This window comes from Methylobacterium pseudosasicola (assembly GCF_900114535.1).
In the GTDB taxonomy this organism is placed as follows: Bacteria; Pseudomonadota; Alphaproteobacteria; order Rhizobiales; family Beijerinckiaceae; genus Methylobacterium; species Methylobacterium pseudosasicola.
In genome coordinates this window covers 127,573-146,803 of sequence record NZ_FOTK01000014.1, presented here as the reverse complement: position 1 = coordinate 146,803, position 19,231 = coordinate 127,573, and the positions used below count along the sequence as shown (strand labels likewise).

Genomic DNA, 19,231 nt, shown 5'->3' with positions numbered 1-19,231 from the left:
CTGCTCTTCGTAGGTCTGCCGGATCAGGTCGGCCTGCGCCTCGATAGTGTGCGAGCGTTGATCGCCACCCATCGGCTTGGCCTGCGTCCGCCCCTCCTGCACGAAGGCCCCGTGCCAGCGCACGGCGCTGGCCGGGCTGATCTCGAAACGTCGTGCCGCTTCCCGGCGTGACGCGCCCGCCTCGATCGCAGCCACGACCCGCTCGCGCAGATCGACAGATAGGGCAGACGCCATCGGCTCTCCTCCTCGGAAAGCCGCGCATCGAATCACAACCCCGTCGTGGCGGAAACCCCAGACGATTCAACCCGGTCGGTGACTGCTCTAGTGGACGACTGGCACGCAAACGCTCGAGGGCGTCATTGGGCGCGTCGTCCATGCCCTGGAATTTGGTGACGCCGGATCGAGGGCTTCGCGACCTGCCTTCGCCACTTCTATGGGCTGTGGCGTTCGGTATCGGTGTGCCAGGGCGCGATGCGCCGAGCGAGGTCCCCATCATCGCTCAGCCGCGTGAATGTGGTTCGGGTCACAGGACGGGATCACCAAACGGGACAACCGGTATCTCAAACAAACTCGGTCCCCGTCAGCGCGACGGACAGAGCCCACAACCGCTCGGCCTCTCCGGGATCCACCGCATACGCCTTGACGCCGACGAACGGCTCCTCCGCCGTCTCCGCCCGCACGGCCACATCGCAATCCTCGCAATAGAGGCCGCCGAGGCCGTCGAGGAGCTGGGCGGTCGCCGCCCAGACCTGGGTGGCGGCGCCCTCAGCCGGCGTCTTGAAGGTCGGATCCACCGGGGCGCCCTGCGCGTCGAGCCAGCCCTGCGCGATCATCTCGGCCCGGGTCAGGTGGCGCTGGACCAGCTGGCCGTCGAGCTGCGCCAGGGCGCGCCGGGCGGCGCCCTGATGGCCTACCATCTCGCGCAGATCATGCTGCTGCAGGTGCTGCGGCTCTGGCTCGCCTCCGAGCGGCCGGCGGGCTGGCTCGGAGCGCTCGCCGATCCGCGGCTGACGCGGGCGCTCGGGGCCCTGCATGCCGAGCCCGCCCGGCGCTGGAGCCTGGCGGAGCTGGCCGGGCGCGCGGGCATGTCCCGGACGACGTTCGCGGACCGGTTCCGGGCGGTGGTCGGGCAGCCGCCGCTGGCCTATCTCGCCGGCTGGCGGATGCAGCTCGCCGCCGACCGTCTACGGCGCTCAAATGAGGGCGTCGCCGACATCGCCTATGCCGTCGGCTACGAGTCCGAGACTGCGTTCCGCACCGCCTTTCGCCGGCGGATGCGGTGCACGCCGATGCAGTATCGGCGGAGAATGGCCGCATTGTTGCTGCACCGCACCCTGCGCTAAAGCTCGTCCAGAAAAGGTGGAGGACGGCTTTTCGGACGCGATGACGCGACCGAGACCGGACCGCCGGGACGCTGTCCGAGACCGAGCCGCGATGACGCCTTCCCTCTGGACCCGCCTGTCGAATCCCAGCCACTTCATGCGCTGGTCCGGCGCCCTGGTGCCGTGGCTCGCCGCCCTGTCCGTGGGCCTCGTCGGCCTGGGGCTGTACCTGACCTTCTTCGTCGTGCCGCCCGACTACCAGCAGGGCGAGACCGTGCGGATCATGTACATCCACGTCCCGGCGGCCTGGCTCGGGGTGTTCTTCTACGGCGCCATGAGCCTGTCGGCGATCGGCACCCTGGTCTGGCGCCATCCCCTGGCCGACGTCGCCCAGCGCGCCGCCGCGCCGATCGGGGCGGCCTTCACGCTGATCTGCCTCGTCACCGGCTCGCTCTGGGGCAAACCGATGTGGGGGACCTACTGGGTCTGGGACGCGCGCCTGACCTCGATGCTGATCCTGCTGCTGATCTATTGCGGCATCATCGCCCTGTGGCGCACCCTCGAGGAGCCGAACCGGGCCGCCCGGGCCGTGGCGATCCTGACCCTCGTCGGCGCGGTGAACCTGCCGATCATCAAGTTCTCGGTGAACTGGTGGTCGACCCTGCACCAGCCGGCCTCGATCCTGCGCATGGGCGGCTCGACCATCGACCCGTCGATGCTCTACCCGCTGCTGATCATGATCGGCGCGGCCACCCTCGGCGGCACCACGCTCCACCTCTACGCGATGCGCACCGAGATCATGCGCCGCCGGGTGCGGACGCTGACGATCCGCGAGGCCGAGCGCCTCGACCGGACCCAGCCGCGCCTCACGCCGAAGCCCGCCGGGATGCCGGTCGGGCAGCCGGTCTAGGATTTTTCCGATGGATCTCGGCTCTCACGGCGGCTTCATCGTCGCCGCCTACGCCTTTACGGCCCTGGTCATGGCCGGCCTGATCGGCAACGCCATCCGCGACCGGCGGGCGCAGCGGCGCGCCCTCAAGGGTTTCGGGGAGGAGCGGCGGTGATGGGCGACGACATCACGGACCGGCCGCCCCCCGTCCGCCGCTCGCTGCTGCTGATCGTGCCGGTGCTGGCGTTTGCCGCGCTGGCCGCGGTGCTGTTCCTGCGCCTGCGCTCGGGCGCCGACCCGGCGGCGCTGCCCTCCGCGATGATCGGCAAGCCGGTGCCGAGCTTCAGCCTGCCGGCGGTGCCGGGGCTCAAGGTCGGGGACGCCCCGGTGCCCGGCCTGTCCAGCGCCGACCTGAAGGGCCAAATCACGGTGATCAACGTGTTCGCCTCGTGGTGCGCGCCCTGCCAGGTCGAGCACCCGATGCTGATGCGGCTCGCCCGGGAGCCCGGCATCCGGCTGGTCGGCATCGACTACAAGGAGCCGAACCCGGCCGCCGGCCAGCGCTTCCTGGCCCGGCACGGCGTGCCGTTCAGCGCCGTCGGGGCCGATGCCGACGGGCGCGCGGCGATCGATTTCGGCGTCTACGGCGTGCCCGAGACCTTCGTGGTCGGGCCGGATGGGGTGATCCGCGACAAGCTCGTCGGCATCCTCACGCCGGACAATTATGCGAGCGTGCTCACGCGGATCCGGGCGGCCGGGAAGGTCGCGGCGCGCTGACCTTCACTCGCCCGGCTGCGGCTCCTTGCGCTCGTAGCGGGTGAGCAGCGGCGTCTGGGCCAGGGCGAACAGCACGGTGAGCGGCATGATGCCGAACACCTTGAAGTTCACCCAAAAGTCCTCGGTCTGGGTCCGCCACACCACCTCGTTCAAGGCTGCCAGAACGAAGAAAAAAAGACCCCAGCGGAAGGTGAGCTTGCGCCAGCCCTCCTCGGTGAGGCTGAACATCGAATCGAGCACCACCGACAGCAGCGAGCGCCCGAAGGCGAGGCCGCCGAGTAGCACGGTGCCGAACAGCGCGTTCACGATGGTCGGCTTGACCATGATGAAGGTCTTGTCCTGCAGCGCCAGCGTCAGGCCGCCGAACACCACCACGACCACGCCGGAGACGAGCGGCATGATCGGCAGGCGCCGCACCAGCGCGTAGTGGATCGCCAGCGCCACCACGGTCGCCGCGATGAACACGCCGGTGGCCACGAACAGCTTCTGGTCGGGCGCGACGCCGAGTTTTTCCGAATAGGCGTTGCCCAGGAAGAAGATGACCAGCGGCCCGAGTTCCAGCGCCAGCTTCACGAGCGGCGGCAGGTGGCGGCGGGGAGGAACGGATTCGATCTGCATGCGCGTCAGTTGGCTCGGATGCGGCCCTCGCGTTAGGCTGGAGGCCGGGCTGGCGATTTCGGGGCTGTGTGGAACGGGGGGCTCACGATGTCCATCACGATCGACAACGCCGAGGTCGAGGCGCTGCTTGCCGACCTCACGGCAACGACCCACCGCGCCGCGCCGGATTTGTTGCTGGAGCTGCTCCGGCGGGAGCGGGCGCGAGTGGAGGAGGATCGGGAGCACGACCGCGCCGCCGCCATCGCGTCGGGGCGGTTGCTGCATGAGCGTTGGAAAGCCGCAGCAGAGGTCGATCCGCGGCCTATCGAGGAGATCCTCGCCTACGACGAGAACGGCCTGCCGGTATGAGCGCTACGGCGGTCATCGACACGTCGATCTTCATAGCGATCCTGCTCGGCGAGCCGGACGCGGCGATCCACAGTCAAGCGATTCGGCTTTATCCGAAGCGCGTGATGGCTGCCGCGACCTATCTCGAATGCGCCATGGTGAGCAGCAAGAAGACGACGGGTCGTGCCGACCTCGACGATTGGCTCCTCCGCGAAATGGTCGCCGTCGTTCCCGTCGACCACGCCCTCGCGCAGATCGCAGCCGACGCCTTCGCTCGCTTCGGCAAGGGCCGGCACCCGGCCGGGTTGAACTTCGGCGATTGCTTCGCCTACGCGCTGGCCCGGTCGCTGAACGCGCCCCTCCTGTTCAAGGGCGACGACTTCGCCCGGACCGACGTGCTGCGCGCCGGAACCTGAATCATCGTCTTTCTCCGAAAGCCGGCAACCACCTTTCGGGACGAGGCTTTAATCCTTCTCCAGCCCGGCGATCGCCCGAGCAAAATCCCGGGCCGCGAACGGCTCCAGATCCTCCACGCCCTCACCGACGCCGATGAAGTGCACCGGCAGGCCGAACTTGGCCGCCAGCGCCACCAGGATGCCGCCGCGGGCCGTGCCGTCGAGCTTGGTCATCACCAGCCCCGAAACCGGCGCCGCCTGGGAAAACAGCTCCACCTGCGAGATCGCGTTCTGGCCGACGGTGGCGTCGAGGACGAGGATCGTGGCGTGCGGCGCCTCCGGGTCCTGCTTGCGCAGCACGCGGACGATCTTCTCCAGCTCGGCCATCAGCCCGGCCTTGTTCTGGAGCCGTCCGGCGGTGTCGATCAGCAGCACGTCGGTCCCGGCGGCGCTCGCCTGCTTGAGCGCGTCGAAGGCGAGGCCGGCCGCGTCGGCCCCCTCTCCGCCGCTCACCACCGGGGTGCCGGTGCGCGCGCCCCAGACCTTGAGCTGCTCCACCGCCGCCGCCCGGAACGTGTCGCCGGCCGCCAGCATCACGGTCCGGCCCTCGGCGCGCAGCTTCGAGGCGAGCTTGCCCAAGGTCGTCGTCTTGCCGGCGCCGTTGACGCCGACGGTGAGGATCACGAACGGCTTTTTCGTCGCGTCGATGGCGAGCGGCACGGCCACGGGCTCCAGCGCCCGCTCGACCTCTGTGGCCAGGATCGCCCGGACCTCGTCCGGCGAGATGCCCTTCTCGTAGCGGCCCTTGCCGACGGCGTCCGAGATCCGCGTCGCGGTCTCCAGGCCGAAATCGGCCTGGATCAGGGCGTCTTCCAGATCCTCCAGGGTGTTGGCGTCGAGCTTGCGCTTGGTGAACAGGCCGGTCACCCGGTCGGTCAGCGCCGACGAGGTCCGCTTCATTCCGGAGGTAAGCCGGGTCCACCAGCCCTTGGCCTCGGGCTCCCGGTCCGGACCGGCGCCGGCATCGTGGGCGAGCGCGGCGGCGGTATCCACCGGCTGGATATCGGGCATCGGCGCGATCACCGGCTCCCGGTTCACGTCGCCGGTATCGACCGGGTCGGCGCCGTGCGCGGGGTCGTCCCCGGCCGTGCCGGCCGGGGGCCGCTCGGCCTCGCCCGCGATCGGCTGAAGGTCCGCGCCCTCGGCTACGTCGGCGACGGGGGGCTCGGACTCCTCGGGCGGCAGCGGGATATGGGCGACGTCCTCCGCCCCGGTGGCGTAGTCGGGCTGGCCCTCGGAGGGCGAGGCCGGCGCCTCCGCGGGCAGCTCCGTCTCCGCCTTGTCCTCGTCCGTGCCTTCGCCCGTACCCTGGCCCTTGCGCCCGAACAGGCGCCCAAACCAGCCGGGCTTGTCCTCGCTCGCCATGAAATCGCGTCCTCGCCCCACCTTGCCCACCCGGCCTTGAGCCACTAGCCCGGCCGGATGTCACTCACCTTCGACATAGGTGCCCGCCTCCTCTACCGCGATGCCCTGCTGCTCGTCATCGACAAGCCGCCGGGCCTGCCGGTCCATCCCGGCCCGCGCGGCGGCGAGACCCTGACCGACCATCTCGACGGCCTCCGCTTCGGCTTGCCGCGCCGCCCCGAGGCCGCGCACCGGCTCGACCGCGACACCTCCGGCTGCCTCGCGCTCGGCCGCCACGCCAAGGCACTGGCCCGGCTGGGAAAACTGTTTTCCGGCAGTGCCGTGGACAAGACCTACTGGGCGTTGGTCGAGGGCGGCCCTAACGCGGAAGCCGGCCAGATCAACCTGCCGCTGGCCCGCCGCTCCGACGATCCGCGCTCGTGGTGGATGAAGGCCGACCCGGCGGGCGACCCGGCCCTGACCCATTGGCGCGTCCTCGGCCGGGCCGACGGCCGGACCTGGCTGGAGCTGAAGCCGATTACCGGCCGCACGCACCAGCTTCGGGTCCATTGCGCCGCCTCCGGCTGGCCGATTTTGGGAGACTCGATCTACGGCAGCGGCCCCCGGGGCGGCAGCCTGCATCTGCACGCGCGGACGCTGACGATCCCGCTCTACCCGAAGCGCGACGCGATCACCGTCGAGGCGCCGCCGCCGCCGCATATCGCGGATGCGGTGGCCGGGATGGGCGGCTAGGCCGGCATACGGTTTTTGGCTGACGGGCTGCACGGCAAGGGTGGCGCTGGACGCGCGCTTCAATCCGAAACCGTATCGAGCGGCATGACACCGCGACCGGGCGGTCGAACAGGCGCTACGTCCTATGGTCCGCATGTGCTGCGCGAGAGCGCGCGCGATGTGACCAGTCATGTCCGTGATACGGTCCGAACCTCGCGAACGCCACACAAGCGTGTCCGTGGCGAGACTTGATCGCGTGCGGGGCTGCCCCCACAGTGGCCGAGACGGACCCCGCCTGCCGGCGGTTCCACAGTGAGATCAGGTTAGAGCGACCGATGGCCGCCCGCGATAACGGCGAGACGAACAGACAACCGCTGGCACGGCCCGGGATTTATCTTGGGCGGATGGTGATCTTCCTGATCCTGGTGGGCTTTCTGGCCTTCATCCTGTTCAGGCAGATCACCCCGGCCTTCCTGGCCAATCCGGGGCTCAACGGGCTGATCCTCGGGGTGCTGCTGATCGCGGTGCTGATCGCCTTCGGGCAGGTGTTCCGGCTCTACCGCGAGGTCGGCTACGTCAACGCGGTGGCGAGCGGCGGCCAGGCTAAGAAGCCGCCGGCCCTGTTGGCGCCGATGGCGCCGATGATTGCCGCCCGCAAAACCGGGGCGCTCCTGCCAGGTACGTCCGGCTATCTGGACACGATCGCAGCGCGCCTCGATGAGGACCGGGAGATCCTGCGCTACATCGCGGGGATCCTGATCCTGCTCGGCCTGCTCGGCACGTTCTGGGGCCTGATCGATACGCTCTCGGCGGTCGGCGGCGTCATCAAGGGCATGCGCGGCGGCGGCGATGCCGGGGTGATGTTCGACGAGCTGAAATCCGGCCTGGCCGTGCCGCTCTCCGGCATCGGCCTGGCCTTCTCGGCCTCGCTGTTCGGCCTCGCCTCGTCGCTGATCACCGGCTTCCTGGAATTGCAGGCCGGCCAGGCCCACGCCCGTTTCCACAACGAATTGCAGGATTGGCTGCTCTCCGGCCAGGCTGTGGCCGAGACCGCGGCGTCGGGCGCGGTCCGGCCGGCCGCCGGTTCACAGGACCTCAAGGAGGCGATCGAGCGGCTCACCGCCATCGTCTCCGAGGGCGGGGGCGGCCGGGCCGCGACGCTCGCCATGACCAACCTCGCCGAGGGTATCCAGGGTCTCGTCCAGCACATGCGCGCGGAGCAGCAGATGATCCGCGATTGGGTCGAGGCCCAGGCGAGCCGCGAGCGTGAGCTGAAGCAGGTGCTCGACCGGCTGGGCCGGGAGCGGGTGTAGTGGCCTCGACGGCGGCCCGGTCCCGGCGCTCCCTCAATGTCTGGCCGGGCTATGTCGATGCCCTGGCGACGCTGCTGCTCGCGGTGGTGTTTCTGCTCACCGTGTTCGTGGTCGGGCAGTTCTTCCTGTCGCAGGAATTGACCGGGCGGGACGCCACGCTGGTCAAGCTCAACCGCCAGATCGCCGACCTCACCGACCTGCTGGCCCTGGAGCGCTCGAACCGCCGCAACCAGGAGGACGAGGTCCGCAGCCTCCGCACCACCCTGGCCGGCGTCGAGGCCGAACGCGATCAGGCCAAGTCCCAGGCCGAGGCCGCGACCGTCAGCCAGGGCGCTGCGGGCGCCCTCGACAAGCAGCTCGAGGCCGAGCGCGGCGCGACCAAGCGCGCTTTGTCTCAAGTCGATCTGCTGAACGAGCAGATCAGCGCCATGCGCCGCCAGCTCGCGGCGCTCGAGGATGCGCTCGCCGCCTCGGAGACCCGCGACCGGGAATCGCAGGTGCGCATCGCCGAGCTCGGCAGCCGGCTAAACGTCGCCCTGGCCCAGAAGGTTCAGGAGCTGGCTCGCTACCGCTCGGACTTCTTCGGGCGCCTGCGCCAGATCCTCGGCAACCGCCCGGACATCCGGGTGGTCGGCGATCGCTTCGTGCTGCAATCCGAGGTGCTGTTCCCCGGCGGCTCGGCGACCCTGAAGCCCGAGGCCGGTCCCGAGCTCGACCGGATCGCCGGGGCCATCGCCGACCTCGCCAAGCAGATCCCGGCGGATCTGCCCTGGGTCCTGCGGGTCGACGGCCACACCGATGCGCGGCCGATCAGCACCGCGCAATTCCCGTCGAACTGGGCGCTCTCGGCCGCCCGGGCCATCGCAGTGGTGCAGTACCTCGCCGGTAAGGGCATTGCGCCCCAGCACCTCCTGGCCGGTGCCTTCGGCGAGTTCCAGCCCCTGGATGCCGGCTCCACTGAGGACGCCTATGCCAAGAACCGGCGGATCGAGATGAAGCTCACGGAGCGATAGAGGGCGGGGCCCTGCGTTCCGAGTGTCGAATCGCCGGTGACGTTTTTGAGTGTGGATCTCTATGCGTCGTCATCGTTCGGATATTTAATCCGCGCGGGTAAGGCAATTATTGATGTGATTTCGAGATGAATACAAAAGTCGATCACATTTGACCCGGATCGACGCTGTTTAACTGGGAATTAGCCATTTCGACCCATCGTGCCTCGCAAGTGGGGATGGGGTCACGGATGTCCAAGCTTGCCCTTTCCAGGTGCGCGGGTCTCGTCGCCGTCTTCGCGGTGCTCGGCGGGCTGCTGGCTGCGGGGCCGAGCTGGGGCGTTCCGTCAACGGGGGCACCAGCGATGCTCGAGCCCTTTGCCCTCAGCGGACTCGTCGCTCTGGTTGTCGCGGTGAGCGGCGGTGGATGGGTTCTCGCGCGGTCCCGGTTCACCGCGCGCCAGGGCGTCAGGACCGTCCCCGCGCAAAGCTTCAGCCTGGATGATCCCGAGGCTGCGGTGAACCTCATCGCGCAGCGCGACGAGGCCGATGCGATCGCGGCGGCGGTGCAGGTCTTCCGGGATGGGTTGAGCCGCAGGGGCGTGGGTGAGCTCCCGGCGACGGACGCGCCCGGCTCGATCGCAGCCATGGCCGCGCAGACGAGCGCGATGGCGCTCAGAGCCACCCTGGCCGCGGCTGCAGGCGCTGCGGCCGGTGACGGCTTCCTGGGCGCTGCTGCCCGGGTGAAGGCGCTGGCCGAACAGGCGGCGATCGCCTCTCAGGCAGGCCGGATCGCGCCGGCACCCGATCAGGATCTGGCTGCCAGCGGCAGCATCGCGGAACCGACTCAGGACGTCGGCGCGGCGTCGGCCCCGATCGCGGCCGTGTCGGATCGGCAAGGGGCAAGCCGCCGACTGAGCCGCACCGTCCGCGCCGCCTGAGGCGGTGGGAGCCGGTTCAGGCTCCCCGGCCAGCCAGCGTGTCCTTGTAGGCAAACACCCCCGGCGTGCCGCCGGTCATTAGGAACAGCACCGACGAGCCCGACGGGTAGAGCCCGGCGCGCACGTCGTGCAGCAGGCCCGCGAAGGCCTTGCCGCTGTAGACCGGGTCGAGCAGCTTGCCTTCGGTCCGCGCCACGAGCCGGACCGCCTCCAGCATGCCCTCCGTGGGGATGCCGTAGCCCGGGCCGCGATGGCGCCCGTCGAGGTTGATGTCGTCGGGCGAGACCCGCCGCTCGGCGCCGATCAGGGCCAGGGTGGCGTTGGCCTTCTCCAGCACCTCGGCCCGGGCGCGGTTCTCCTCGGCGAGCACCGCGAAGGATTTCGCCAGGACCGGGTCGAGGCCCATCGCGGCGAGGCCGGCGACGAGGCCCGCATGGGTTCCGGCGCTGCCGTTAGCGGTGATGATCTGCGCGAAGGTGAGGCCCATCGCCTCCGCCTGGGCGAGGATCTCGGAAGCGGCGTTGGCGTAGCCGAGGCAGCCGGTCGGGCTCGATCCGCCGGACGGGAAGACGTAGGCGTGGCGGCCCTCCGCCTTCAGCTCGGCTGCCCGGGCCTCCGCGGCCGCGAGCGAGTCGGCCTCGCCTGGCAGCTCGTGGACGGTGGCGCCGAACACGTCGTCGAGCAGGCGGTTGCCGTTCCCCGTGTAGTCCGGGTCCTGGCGCGGCACGCTGCGGGTGAGGAACAGCTCGCAGGCGAGCCCCGCCTGCGCCGAGGCCGCGGCGGTGAGCCGGGCGTGGTTCGACTGGATGGCGCCGACGGTGATTGCCGTGTCGGCGCCCTCGGCCTTGGCGGCGCCGAGCAGGTATTCGAGCTTGCGCAGCTTGTTGCCGCCGAGCCCGATCCCGGCGACGTCGTCGCGCTTCACGAAGATCCGCACCCCGTTCAGGGCCGCGCCGAGATGGCGCATCAGCCCGTCCAGGGGTTCGATCGGGGTCGGCTGCGCGAGGAACGGCAGGCGCGGGAAGCGGGCGAGGTCGAGACGGGTCATCGCCGGTTTTTACACCGCGCGCTCGCTCCTGTCCCGACTCCAGCAGACGGATAGACGCCTTCCGTCCCCGAACCCTGCGCAGCCAAGTCCCAAAACTACTCGGCGGCGGGGATGCGTTCGCCGCGTGTCCGAAGTCCCTTGCCGCGGGCGGTCTCGTCCAGGGCGTCGGTGAATTGCAGGCTGGCGAGCTGGGCGTAGAGCGCGCCCTGGGCGAGCAGGCTCTCGTGGGTGCCGGTCTCGACGATGCGGCCGTCGTCGAGGACCAGGATGCGGTCGGCCGCTCGGATCGTGGCGAGGCGGTGGGCGATGACCAGGGTGGTGCGCCCGCGCATCAGCGTATCGAGGGCGGCCTGGACGGCGCGCTCGGATTCCGCGTCGAGGGCCGAGGTCGCCTCGTCGAGGAGCAGGATCGGCGAATCCTTGAGGATCGCCCGGGCGATGGCGATGCGCTGGCGCTGGCCGCCGGAGAGGGTCACGCCGCGCTCGCCGACCTGCGTGTCGTAGCCCTGCGGCAGGGCGGAGATGAAGCTGTCCGCATTGGCGAGCTCGGCGGCGCGACGGACATCGGCCTCGACGGCCTCGGGACGGCCGTAGCGGATGTTCTCGGAGACGGTCCCGGAGAACACCACCGGGTCCTGCGGCACCAGGGCGATGCGGGCGCGTAAGGATTCCGGATCGACCTGCGCGATGTCGGTGCCGTCCACCAGCACGCGGCCGCCCTGCGGATCGTAGAAGCGCAGGAGCAGCTGCAGCACCGTCGATTTGCCGGCCCCGGAGGGCCCGACGATGGCGATGCGCTCGCCGGGGGCCGCCGCGAAGGTCAGCCCGTCGAGAGCAGCGTGGCCGGGCCGGGTCGGATAAGCGAAGCGCACGGATTCGAAGTTCACGGCGCCCCGTGCCGGCTCGGGCAGGGGCAGGGCCGGGGAGGGCGTGCGGATCGCCGGCTCGGCCGCCAGGATCTCGGTGAGCCGCTCGGCGGCGCCGGCCGACATGGCGAGGTCGCCGTAGACCTCGGAGAGCTGGCCGAGCGCGCCGGCGCCGAAGACCGCGTAGAGCACGAATTGCGAGAGCTCGCCGCCGGTCATCGTGTGGTTGAGGACGCCCTGGGCGCCGTACCACATCACCCCGACCACGGAGGCGGAGATCAGGAAGATCGCGACGCCGGTGAGCAGGGCCCGGGCCCGGATCGAATCCCGGGCGGCGCCATAGGCCTCCTCGGAAGCGGCGGCGAATTTTGCGGCCGTGGTGCCCGAGCGCCCGAAGGCCTGCATGGTCCGCACGGCCCCGACCGCTTCGGCGGCGTAGGCGGAGGCGTCGGCCAGCCGGTCCTGCGCGGCCCGGGAGCGACGGCGCACGCCGCGGCCGGAGACGATCAGCGGGAAGACGATGACGGGGATCGCGGCCAGCACCATCACCGAGAGGCGCGGGCTGGTGATCACCATCATGGCGGTCGCGCCCAGGAACAGGAACAGGTTGCGCAGCAGGATCGAGATCGAGACGCCGAAGGCCGACTTGATCTGGGTCGCGTCGGCGGTGAGCCGGGAGACGATCTCGCCGGATTGCGAGCGGTCGAAGAAGGCGGGGTCGAGGATGGTCAGGCGGGCGAAGACGGCGCTGCGCAGATCCGCCACCACCCGCTCGCCGAGGGTGACGACCGTATAGACCCGGGCCGCGCTCGACAGGGCGAAGGCCGCCACCACGCCGAGGAGCGCCAGGAAATAGGCGTCGATGACGTTCGCGCCGTCGGCGGTGAAGCCGTGGTCGATCACCCGCCGCATGGCGATCGGCACCACCAGGGTCGAGGCCGAGGCGCAGAGGAGAGCCAGAAACCCGGCGGCGATCCGCCCGCGATAGCGCAGGGCGAAGGGCAGCAGGGGCCGCAGCGCGCTCAGGGGCGCCTTGGGCCGGCCGTCCGCGGCCGCTTTCGTCTTACGGGCCATCACGCCTCACGCGTCTCTTCCCACCCGGTCCACGGCGCTTGTTCCCGGCGGGAGGCTGCGGTATACGCCGCCCCTCATCCGATTGCGCGTGTTCAATGGCCGCGGGCCGCCACCACGGTCGGCTTGGACGTGCCGTTGCCACGAACTCACGGTTCGGTGCAACCGGTGACACCTTCCGCATTCCGGGCCGGGCGGCGCCTCCTGCGCTCCCCGCCGGCGTGCCAGAACAGGAACGACAGGTCATGGCGAAGGACGCGGCCGCAAAGGCCAAGGGGACCGAGCACCCCGACTACCACTTCATCAAGGTCGTGATGACGGACGGCACCGAGTACCGGACCCGTTCGACCTACGGCAAGGAGGGCGACACCCTCAACCTCGACATCGATCCGCTCACCCACCCGGCCTGGACCGGCGGCGAGCAGAAGATGCTCGATCGCGGTGGCCGCGTCTCGCGCTTCAACTCGCGGTTCGGCAACCTCGGCAAGCGCTGAGCCCCGGCGGCTCGTGCCGGCACGAATCAGGACGGGCGGCTCCTCGCGGGGCCGCCCGTTTTTCTTTGCGCGCACTGGGGCTCGGCAGGGCGCGATGCGGATTTTTCAGCGGAATTCTGTCGCGATTTTTCGGGTCGGCTCGTGAGTTTGATCTTCACCTGCTCCTGCGAGGGAAAATCTTCTCCTCTCAGGGCGGCTACTGAACGCGTCGGCCGGTAGTCCTGATCTCCGCAGCCTCTTTTCCGGCCAAGCCAAGCCGTCGTAAGGTCCGATGCTGTCGATGATCTGGCCGGCAAACGATCTTCGGCGATCGCGATCTCGGAGAGACCTGCGAGCTGCTGTTGTTTCCGGCGGGGTCATCGCTCGGCACGTTCCTAAGCAATAGAAAAATCCAACATCATCTCACGCGCTCGAAGGCTGCGAGCGACGTTTTCGGGGTCGTTGTACATGAAACGCTGGCTGTTTTCCGTCCTCGCCATCCTGTTGACCTTCGCCGCCCCGGCCTTCGCCGGCGAGAAAATCAAGGTCGGCATCTTCAGCGATTCCGAGGATGTCTGGGCGAAGGTGAAAGAGATCGCCGCCAAGGACGGGCTCGACCTCGATCTGGTCGTGTTCTCCGATTACCTCCTACCGAACGCCGCCCTCGATGCCGGCGACCTTCAGGCCAATGCCTTCCAGCACAAGCCCTTCCTGGAGAACCAGAACAAGTCCAAGGGCTACAAGATCGTGCCCGTCGGCGACACGATCGTCTCGCCGATCGGCCTCTATTCCAGGAAAGTGAAGAGCCTCGGCGAGCTGAAGACCGGCGCGTCGATCGGCATCCCGAACGATCCGTCCAACGGCGGCCGCGCCCTGCTGCTGCTGCAGGCGCAGAAGCAGATCAAGCTGAAGGACGGCGTCGGCATCCTGCCCACCGTGCTCGACGTGATCGACAATCCGAAGAAGTTTCAGTTCCGCGAGATCGACGCGGCCCAGCTGCCGCGCAGCCTCGACGATGTCGACGCCGCGGTGATCAACACGAATTATGCCGTTGAAGCCGGCCTGAAGCCGGGCAAGGATTCCATCGCGATCGAGTCGTCGGTCAACAACCCGTACAACAACTTCATCGCGGTGCGGGAGAAGGACAAGAACGCCCCCTGGGTGCCCAAGCTCGTCCGCGCCTACCAGAACGACACGATCCGGAAATACATCACGGAGAACCGGCCGGGGGAATTGCCGGCCTTCTGACGAGCATCCCGCGCGGTTGGCGCCGTCGTTTCAACCGCGCGGCCGTTCTCACCCCTCGCGGAACCGGAACGCCATGCGCAGCAGGCCGTGCTGCGCCGCTACCGGGCTTTCCACCGGCATCGGCGTGGGACGGTCGTCGGCGATCAGGGAATCCAGGTGCAGGATGCGAGCGTGCAGGCGCCGTGCCCGCTGGATCAGCTGTTGGAGGCGCAGCGGCAGCAGCGAGAAATCCGCCTGCTTCGACGGCTCGGTGTTGCCGAGCTTGACGCGGTGCTTCTCTTGCAGCGCCTCCGCGGGGGTCATCTCGCCCTCGGCCACCGCGCGCTGCACCAGCAGCCAGGACGCGATCTGCATCAGCAGCGTGGTGAGGCGCATGCTCTCGGCGGCGTAGCTCAGCGTCGCGTCGCGCGACACGAGGCGCGACTCGTCCCGGCCCTCGCCGTCGAGATAGGCCGCCGTCTCCTCGACGAGCAGCATGCCGTCGCGGAAGAGCGTCTTGAACGCCACGGAATTGACGTAGGTCTTGCCGAAATCGACCCAGTCCCGATCGTCCCGGAACGTGACATCGAAGCCGTTCATGCTGCCTCTCCTGTGCCGCCGACGGGCCTAGCCGTCCCGGACCGGGACATTCCGGCCATGGCTCTCGGGCGACGCAGCAATCCTAGCGCCGAACCGCGGCAGCATCAGGGTTAGATCTTTCTTAACCTTAATGAGCCGGCCGATGGTTAAGATATGGCGCGCGCCGTCGTGTGCAAGCATTCGAAAGGAGAACTGGACACCGGCGAATACGCGTGGCCGGCGGCCGGTGTCGGAATCGGCCCCGTGCAAGTCCAGGGCGCCCTGAACAGGGCGTTCGACCATGACGGGTCCAGTTGCGTGGTCCCTTTCAGGACACGCGCAACGTGTGGATCCGACGGATCTAGGGTCTGGGTAAGCTCTTAATGCTGGTGCTGGTGGCCGCCGCCGCCGGGCGCGCTCGCGCCGACCGGCGCCACCGAAAACGTGACCGGTACGGTGCCGGCGCGCTGGAAGGTCAGCGTCCCGGAGACGGTGTCGCCGGCCTTCGGAGCGCCGGACAACCCCTCGAACATCAGGTGATAGCCGCCGGGCTTCAGCTCCACGGTCTCGCCGGGCTTGATCGTCAGGCCGCCCGGGACCGGGGCCATCTTCATCACGCCGCCCTCCATGGACATGGAGTGGATCTCGCCGGATGTGGCGAACGGCACCGTGGCGCCCGTGAGCGTGTCCGGGGCCGCGCCGGTGTTGACGATCCGCACGTAGCCGCCCGCGACCTTGGCGCCGTTCGGCGTCGCCCGCAGCCACGGGGTCTCGATGGTCAGGTCGCTGGCCTTGATCGGATCCGCCTGGGCCGCGCCCGCGAACAGGCCGAGGCCGAGGAGGGCCGCGCACACCATCTTCATGGGCATGATCGTCATGGGCAGGCTTCCATCCTGATTGTTTCGAGACTCGGCGACCGGCACGTTCGGGGGCGCGGGGCACGGATCGCCCCGGCGGTGGCATCTCTGCCACACAGGTCGGCCGGTGACTGTTGTCGCCGCGCCGCAGGCAGTCGCGACGTGCGTTGGCGCACGCCGATGCCACAATCCGGCCCCTTCGATAGGGAGTCTTAAGGCCATCCCGACACCGTGGCGACCGAGTACACCCGCTCTCGCCATGATCTGACGAACTCCGGACAAGAGCCAGCGACTGATGCGCACCAAGGCAACAAACCGGTTCACCGCCATGCTGGGCGTCGCCGCCCTCGGCACCCTCGCCATCGGCGCCGCCGAGGCCCGGGACCAGGGCAATTACGCCCAGGCCGAGTGGGCGCAGGACTACGCCTCGCCCGCCGGCATGCAGGTGCAGCGCGAGACCATCCCGATCCTGTCGCCCCAGACCGTGGCAGCCACCGAGCAGATGGTCGAGCGCTATCGGGATATCGTCAACCGCGGCGGCTGGCGCCCGGTCTCCGGCGCCGAGCGCCTGCGCGTCGGCGCGAAGGGCCCGGCGGTGGCCGCGGTGCGCCAGCGCCTGATCGTCACCGGCGATCTCGACCCGGCCGCCGGCGGCTCGGGCGTGTACGATTCCTACGTCGCGGCCGGCGTGAAGCGGTTCCAAGCCCGCCACGGCCTCAGCCAGACCGGTGCCATGAGCCTCGCCACCCAGCAGGCGATGAACGTACCCGCCGACGTGCGGCTGCACCAGCTCGAGACCAACGTCGTCCGCCTGCGCTCCTATTCGGGCGATCTCGGCCGGCGCTTCGTGCTCATGAACATCCCGGCCGCCCTGGTGGAGACCGTGGAGAACGGCCAGGTCGTGACGCTGCACGCCGCCGGCGTCGGCAAGATCGACCGCCAGTCGCCGATCATGAACACCAAGGCGACGCAGATCAATTTCAACCCGACCTGGACGGTCCCGGCTTCCATCGTGAAGAAGGACCTGATCCCGAAGATGCAGAAGGATCCGAACTACCTCACCGACAACAAGATCCACATCCTGTCGGGCACCGGCGAGGTCTCGCCGCGCTCGATCAACTGGAACTCGGATGAGGGCACGCGCTACACCTACCGGCAGGAATCGGGTGCCGACTTCAACTCGATGGGCATCGTCCGCATCAACATCCCGAACCCCTACGGCGTGTTCATGCACGACACGAACACCAAGGGCGTGTTCGGCGACGATTTCCGCTTCATCTCCTCGGGCTGCGTGCGCGTGCAGAACGTGCGCGAGTACATCACCTGGCTGCTGAAGGAGACGCCCGGCTGGGGCCGCGAGCAGGTCGAGCAGGCGATCGAGAGCGGCAAGCGCGTCGACGCCAACATCGCCCAGCCCGTGCCGGTCTACTGGATCTACATCACCGCCTGGGCGACCCCGGACGGCCTCGTGCAGTTCCGCGACGACATCTACAAGCGCGACGGCGTGAACGTGCCGTCGACCATCGGGGGGCCGACCCCGGTCGCCAGCGCCGAGCCGCTGCCCCAGACCTTCGAGCCCGGCGACGAAGAGTAAGGTCGCCGCGTCTCACGCCTGCGGTTTCGTCCGAGGCCCGTACCCCGCCCGGGGTGCGGGCCTCGCGCGTTCGGGGACCCGCTCTGTCATCGGCCGGTCAAACGCCTCTGCTTGGCCTGAGCGGCCGAGCAGGAGCCCCCAGATGTCGCGCGATTCGATCCCAGCCTCCGGACGCCTCACCCGCCGGGAGACCGTGGCCGGCGCGGCCGCCCTCGGGCTTGTGGCCGGCCGCGCCGGGGCACAGGAATCCGGAGAGGCCACGGGCATCGTCTACGCTGTCCAGGCGGCGGGCACTGAGCGCGCGCCGCTGCCCGGCGTGCTGGTGTCGAACGGCCGCGAGGTCGCGCGCACGGACGGGCAGGGGCGCTACCGCCTGCCGCTGGCCGGGGACGGCGTGGTCTTCGTGATCAAGCCGCCAGGCTACGCCCTGCCGCGCGATTCCGACAACGTGCCCCGCCACTCCTACATCCACCAGCCGGGCGGCACGCCCGCGAGCCTCGGCCTGCGCTACAAGGGCCTCGCGCCCACCGGCCCGCTGCCGGCCTCGATCGACTTCACCCTGACCCGGGTCCACGAGCCCGCGGATTTCGACGTGATCCTGTTCACCGATCCGCAGCCCGAGAGCCGGTTCGAGCTCGACCACGTGCGCGACACCGCGGTCGCCCGGGCCATGGCGATCCCGGCGGCCTTCGGCCTGACCACCGGCGACGTGCTGTTCGACGACCTCTCGCTCTACGGCCGCTCCAACCGCATCGTCGGGCGGATCGGGCTGCCCTGGTACAGCCTCCCGGGCAACCACGATCTCAACATGCAGGCCCCGGACGCGCGCCACAGCCGCGAGACCTGGAAGCGGGTGTTCGGCGCGCCGAGCTACGCGTTCCGGCACGGGCGGGTGCTGTTCGTGATGCTCGACAATGTCGAGTGGCTGGGCCCGCCGGTCCCCGTGGGGGCCAACACCTACCGGGGCCATATCGGCGAGCGGACTCTGGCCTTCCTGAAGAACCTTCTGGCCGAGATCCCGCCGGACGACCTCATTGTGCTGGCGACCCACATCCCGCTGGTCACCGATACCGGCGACGATCCGCGCAGCGCCACGATCGACCGGGCTGCGCTCCTCGACGTGCTGGCGGGCCGCACGGTGCTGAGTCTGGCCGGCCACACCCACACCACCGAGCATCACTATCCGGCGGAGGGGCACCATCACCACGTGATGACCGCCGTGTCGGGCTCGTGGTGGAGCGGGCCGGATACCCGCACCGGCATCCCCTCGGCCGACAGCCGCGACGGCACGCCGAACGGCTTCCACGTGCTCTCGATCCGCGGCACCGCCTACACGACCCGCTTCGTCCCGGCGCAGGGCGAGCCGGACGCGATGATGCGGATCGCGTTCGAGAGCGAATTGCGCCCCGCCGCCCCGGAGATCGTCCGGGCGAGCCATCCGATGCAGGGCCTGCGCCCGCCGATCCCGCAGGACGCGCTGGCCTCGACCAACCTCGTGGTCAACGTCTTCGACGGCGGTCCGCGCACGAGCCTAACATTCCGGATCGGCGATCGGGCGCCGGAGCCGATGGTGCGGACCCGGCGCCTCGACCCGTTCGTGACCGAGCTCTACGCGCGCTATCCCGGGACCAAGAAGAGCTGGGTCCAGGCGACGCTCTCGACCCACATCTGGACCGCGCGCCTGCCCGACGATCTCGCGACGGGCGCGCACCGGGTGACGGTGGAGGGGACGGACGAGTACGGACGGCCGATCCGGTCCTGCGCCGTGCTCGAAGTCACCGGCGACGGCACGCGCGGCTGACGATCGAC

The 19,231-nt window shown here is 69.6% G+C and carries 20 protein-coding genes and 2 pseudogenes; 14 read left to right on the top strand and 8 right to left on the bottom strand.

The window, feature by feature from the left end:
* The coding region (locus tag BM228_RS15535; RefSeq protein ID WP_208612041.1) for a helix-turn-helix domain-containing protein at positions 1-234 on the bottom strand (234 nt) is incomplete at its 3' end.
* Between the two features lie 326 nt (positions 235-560).
* Positions 561-860: pseudogene (locus BM228_RS35380) on the bottom strand (oxidoreductase); the annotation flags it as partial.
* A gap of 45 nt (positions 861-905) precedes the next feature.
* Here BM228_RS35380 and BM228_RS35375 point away from each other — a divergent pair.
* The 4 genes from BM228_RS35375 to BM228_RS15510 all read left to right on the top strand — a co-directional run bounded on the left by BM228_RS35375 (position 906) and on the right by BM228_RS15510 (position 2,988).
* Complete coding sequence (locus tag BM228_RS35375) at positions 906-1,343, top strand: helix-turn-helix domain-containing protein (RefSeq protein WP_244537157.1); 438 nt, start codon at positions 906-908, stop codon at positions 1,341-1,343.
* A 91-nt stretch (positions 1,344-1,434) separates the two neighbouring features.
* Positions 1,435-2,232, top strand: coding sequence for a heme ABC transporter permease (locus BM228_RS15520; RefSeq protein WP_092042076.1), 798 nt, complete (start codon positions 1,435-1,437; stop codon positions 2,230-2,232).
* A gap of 10 nt (positions 2,233-2,242) precedes the next feature.
* The gene (gene ccmD, locus BM228_RS15515; RefSeq protein WP_092042075.1) at positions 2,243-2,386 is read left to right on the top strand and encodes a heme exporter protein CcmD; all 144 of its coding nucleotides are present in this window, start codon (positions 2,243-2,245) and stop codon (positions 2,384-2,386) included.
* Complete coding sequence (locus BM228_RS15510; RefSeq protein ID WP_092042073.1) at positions 2,386-2,988, top strand: DsbE family thiol:disulfide interchange protein; 603 nt, start codon at positions 2,386-2,388, stop codon at positions 2,986-2,988. Before ccmD ends, BM228_RS15510 begins: the two co-directional genes overlap by 1 nt.
* 3 nt (positions 2,989-2,991) lie before the next feature.
* Here the strand turns inward: BM228_RS15510 and BM228_RS15505 are convergent, their stop codons facing one another.
* Entirely contained in the window at positions 2,992-3,606 is a 615-nt protein-coding gene (locus tag BM228_RS15505) for a septation protein A (protein WP_092042071.1), read from the bottom strand.
* Between the two features lie 87 nt (positions 3,607-3,693).
* Here BM228_RS15505 and BM228_RS15500 point away from each other — a divergent pair, with 87 nt between their 5' ends.
* Together BM228_RS15500 and BM228_RS15495 are read left to right on the top strand one after the other, a co-directional pair.
* A complete protein-coding gene (locus tag BM228_RS15500) occupies positions 3,694-3,954 on the top strand; it encodes a type II toxin-antitoxin system VapB family antitoxin (protein WP_092042070.1) in 261 nt (86 codons plus the stop codon).
* Positions 3,951-4,349, top strand: coding sequence for a type II toxin-antitoxin system VapC family toxin (locus tag BM228_RS15495; RefSeq protein ID WP_092042068.1), 399 nt, complete (start codon positions 3,951-3,953; stop codon positions 4,347-4,349). The genes BM228_RS15500 and BM228_RS15495 overlap by 4 nt, the downstream gene beginning before the upstream one ends.
* Positions 4,350-4,397: 48 nt before the next feature.
* Here the strand turns inward: BM228_RS15495 and ftsY are convergent, their stop codons facing one another.
* The gene (gene ftsY / locus BM228_RS15490) at positions 4,398-5,753 is read right to left on the bottom strand and encodes a signal recognition particle-docking protein FtsY (RefSeq protein WP_092042066.1); all 1,356 of its coding nucleotides are present in this window, start codon (positions 5,751-5,753) and stop codon (positions 4,398-4,400) included.
* Positions 5,754-5,810: 57 nt separating this feature from the next.
* Between ftsY and BM228_RS15485 the strand changes: the two genes are divergently transcribed.
* From BM228_RS15485 to BM228_RS15470, 4 genes are all read left to right on the top strand, one after another.
* On the top strand, positions 5,811-6,485 hold the full coding sequence (locus BM228_RS15485) for an RluA family pseudouridine synthase (RefSeq protein WP_092042064.1): 675 nt from the start codon (positions 5,811-5,813) through the stop codon (positions 6,483-6,485).
* A gap of 314 nt (positions 6,486-6,799) precedes the next feature.
* A complete protein-coding gene (locus tag BM228_RS15480; RefSeq protein WP_092042063.1) occupies positions 6,800-7,777 on the top strand; it encodes a MotA/TolQ/ExbB proton channel family protein in 978 nt (325 codons plus the stop codon).
* The gene (locus BM228_RS15475; protein WP_092042061.1) at positions 7,777-8,790 is read left to right on the top strand and encodes a peptidoglycan -binding protein; all 1,014 of its coding nucleotides are present in this window, start codon (positions 7,777-7,779) and stop codon (positions 8,788-8,790) included. The genes BM228_RS15480 and BM228_RS15475 overlap by 1 nt, the downstream gene beginning before the upstream one ends.
* Positions 8,791-9,017: 227 nt before the next feature.
* On the top strand, positions 9,018-9,707 hold the full coding sequence (locus tag BM228_RS15470; protein WP_092042059.1) for a hypothetical protein: 690 nt from the start codon (positions 9,018-9,020) through the stop codon (positions 9,705-9,707).
* Between the two features lie 16 nt (positions 9,708-9,723).
* Here BM228_RS15470 and BM228_RS15465 read toward each other — a convergent pair whose 3' ends face one another.
* Positions 9,724-10,755 (bottom strand): D-cysteine desulfhydrase family protein, encoded by a 1,032-nt coding sequence (locus BM228_RS15465; protein WP_092042058.1) that lies wholly within the window; start codon positions 10,753-10,755, stop codon positions 9,724-9,726.
* Positions 10,756-10,850: 95 nt separating this feature from the next.
* Entirely contained in the window at positions 10,851-12,695 is a 1,845-nt protein-coding gene (locus tag BM228_RS15460; protein ID WP_092042056.1) for an ABC transporter transmembrane domain-containing protein, read from the bottom strand.
* A 242-nt stretch (positions 12,696-12,937) separates the two neighbouring features.
* Here BM228_RS15460 and rpmE point away from each other — a divergent pair, with 242 nt between their 5' ends.
* Both rpmE and BM228_RS15450 read left to right on the top strand, forming a co-directional pair.
* A complete protein-coding gene (gene rpmE, locus BM228_RS15455; RefSeq protein ID WP_010682778.1) occupies positions 12,938-13,186 on the top strand; it encodes a 50S ribosomal protein L31 in 249 nt (82 codons plus the stop codon).
* Positions 13,187-13,633: 447 nt separating this feature from the next.
* Positions 13,634-14,413: a MetQ/NlpA family ABC transporter substrate-binding protein gene (locus BM228_RS15450; protein WP_092042054.1), complete on the top strand. Its 780-nt coding sequence runs from the start codon at positions 13,634-13,636 to the stop codon at positions 14,411-14,413.
* Between the two features lie 48 nt (positions 14,414-14,461).
* Here BM228_RS15450 and rcdA read toward each other — a convergent pair whose 3' ends face one another.
* Positions 14,462-14,992 carry a protease adaptor protein RcdA gene (rcdA, locus tag BM228_RS15445; protein ID WP_092042053.1) on the bottom strand — a complete coding sequence of 177 codons (531 nt, stop codon included), beginning with the start codon at positions 14,990-14,992 and terminating at the stop codon, positions 14,462-14,464.
* Between the two features lie 359 nt (positions 14,993-15,351).
* Positions 15,352-15,786, bottom strand: a pseudogene (locus tag BM228_RS15435) (copper chaperone PCu(A)C); the annotation flags it as partial.
* Between the two features lie 337 nt (positions 15,787-16,123).
* Here BM228_RS15435 and BM228_RS15430 point away from each other — a divergent pair.
* Both BM228_RS15430 and BM228_RS15425 read left to right on the top strand, forming a co-directional pair.
* A complete protein-coding gene (locus BM228_RS15430) occupies positions 16,124-17,422 on the top strand; it encodes a L,D-transpeptidase family protein (RefSeq protein WP_092042051.1) in 1,299 nt (432 codons plus the stop codon).
* A gap of 142 nt (positions 17,423-17,564) precedes the next feature.
* Entirely contained in the window at positions 17,565-19,223 is a 1,659-nt protein-coding gene (locus BM228_RS15425) for a calcineurin-like phosphoesterase C-terminal domain-containing protein (RefSeq protein ID WP_092042050.1), read from the top strand.
* The last annotated feature ends 8 nt before the right edge of the window (positions 19,224-19,231 follow it).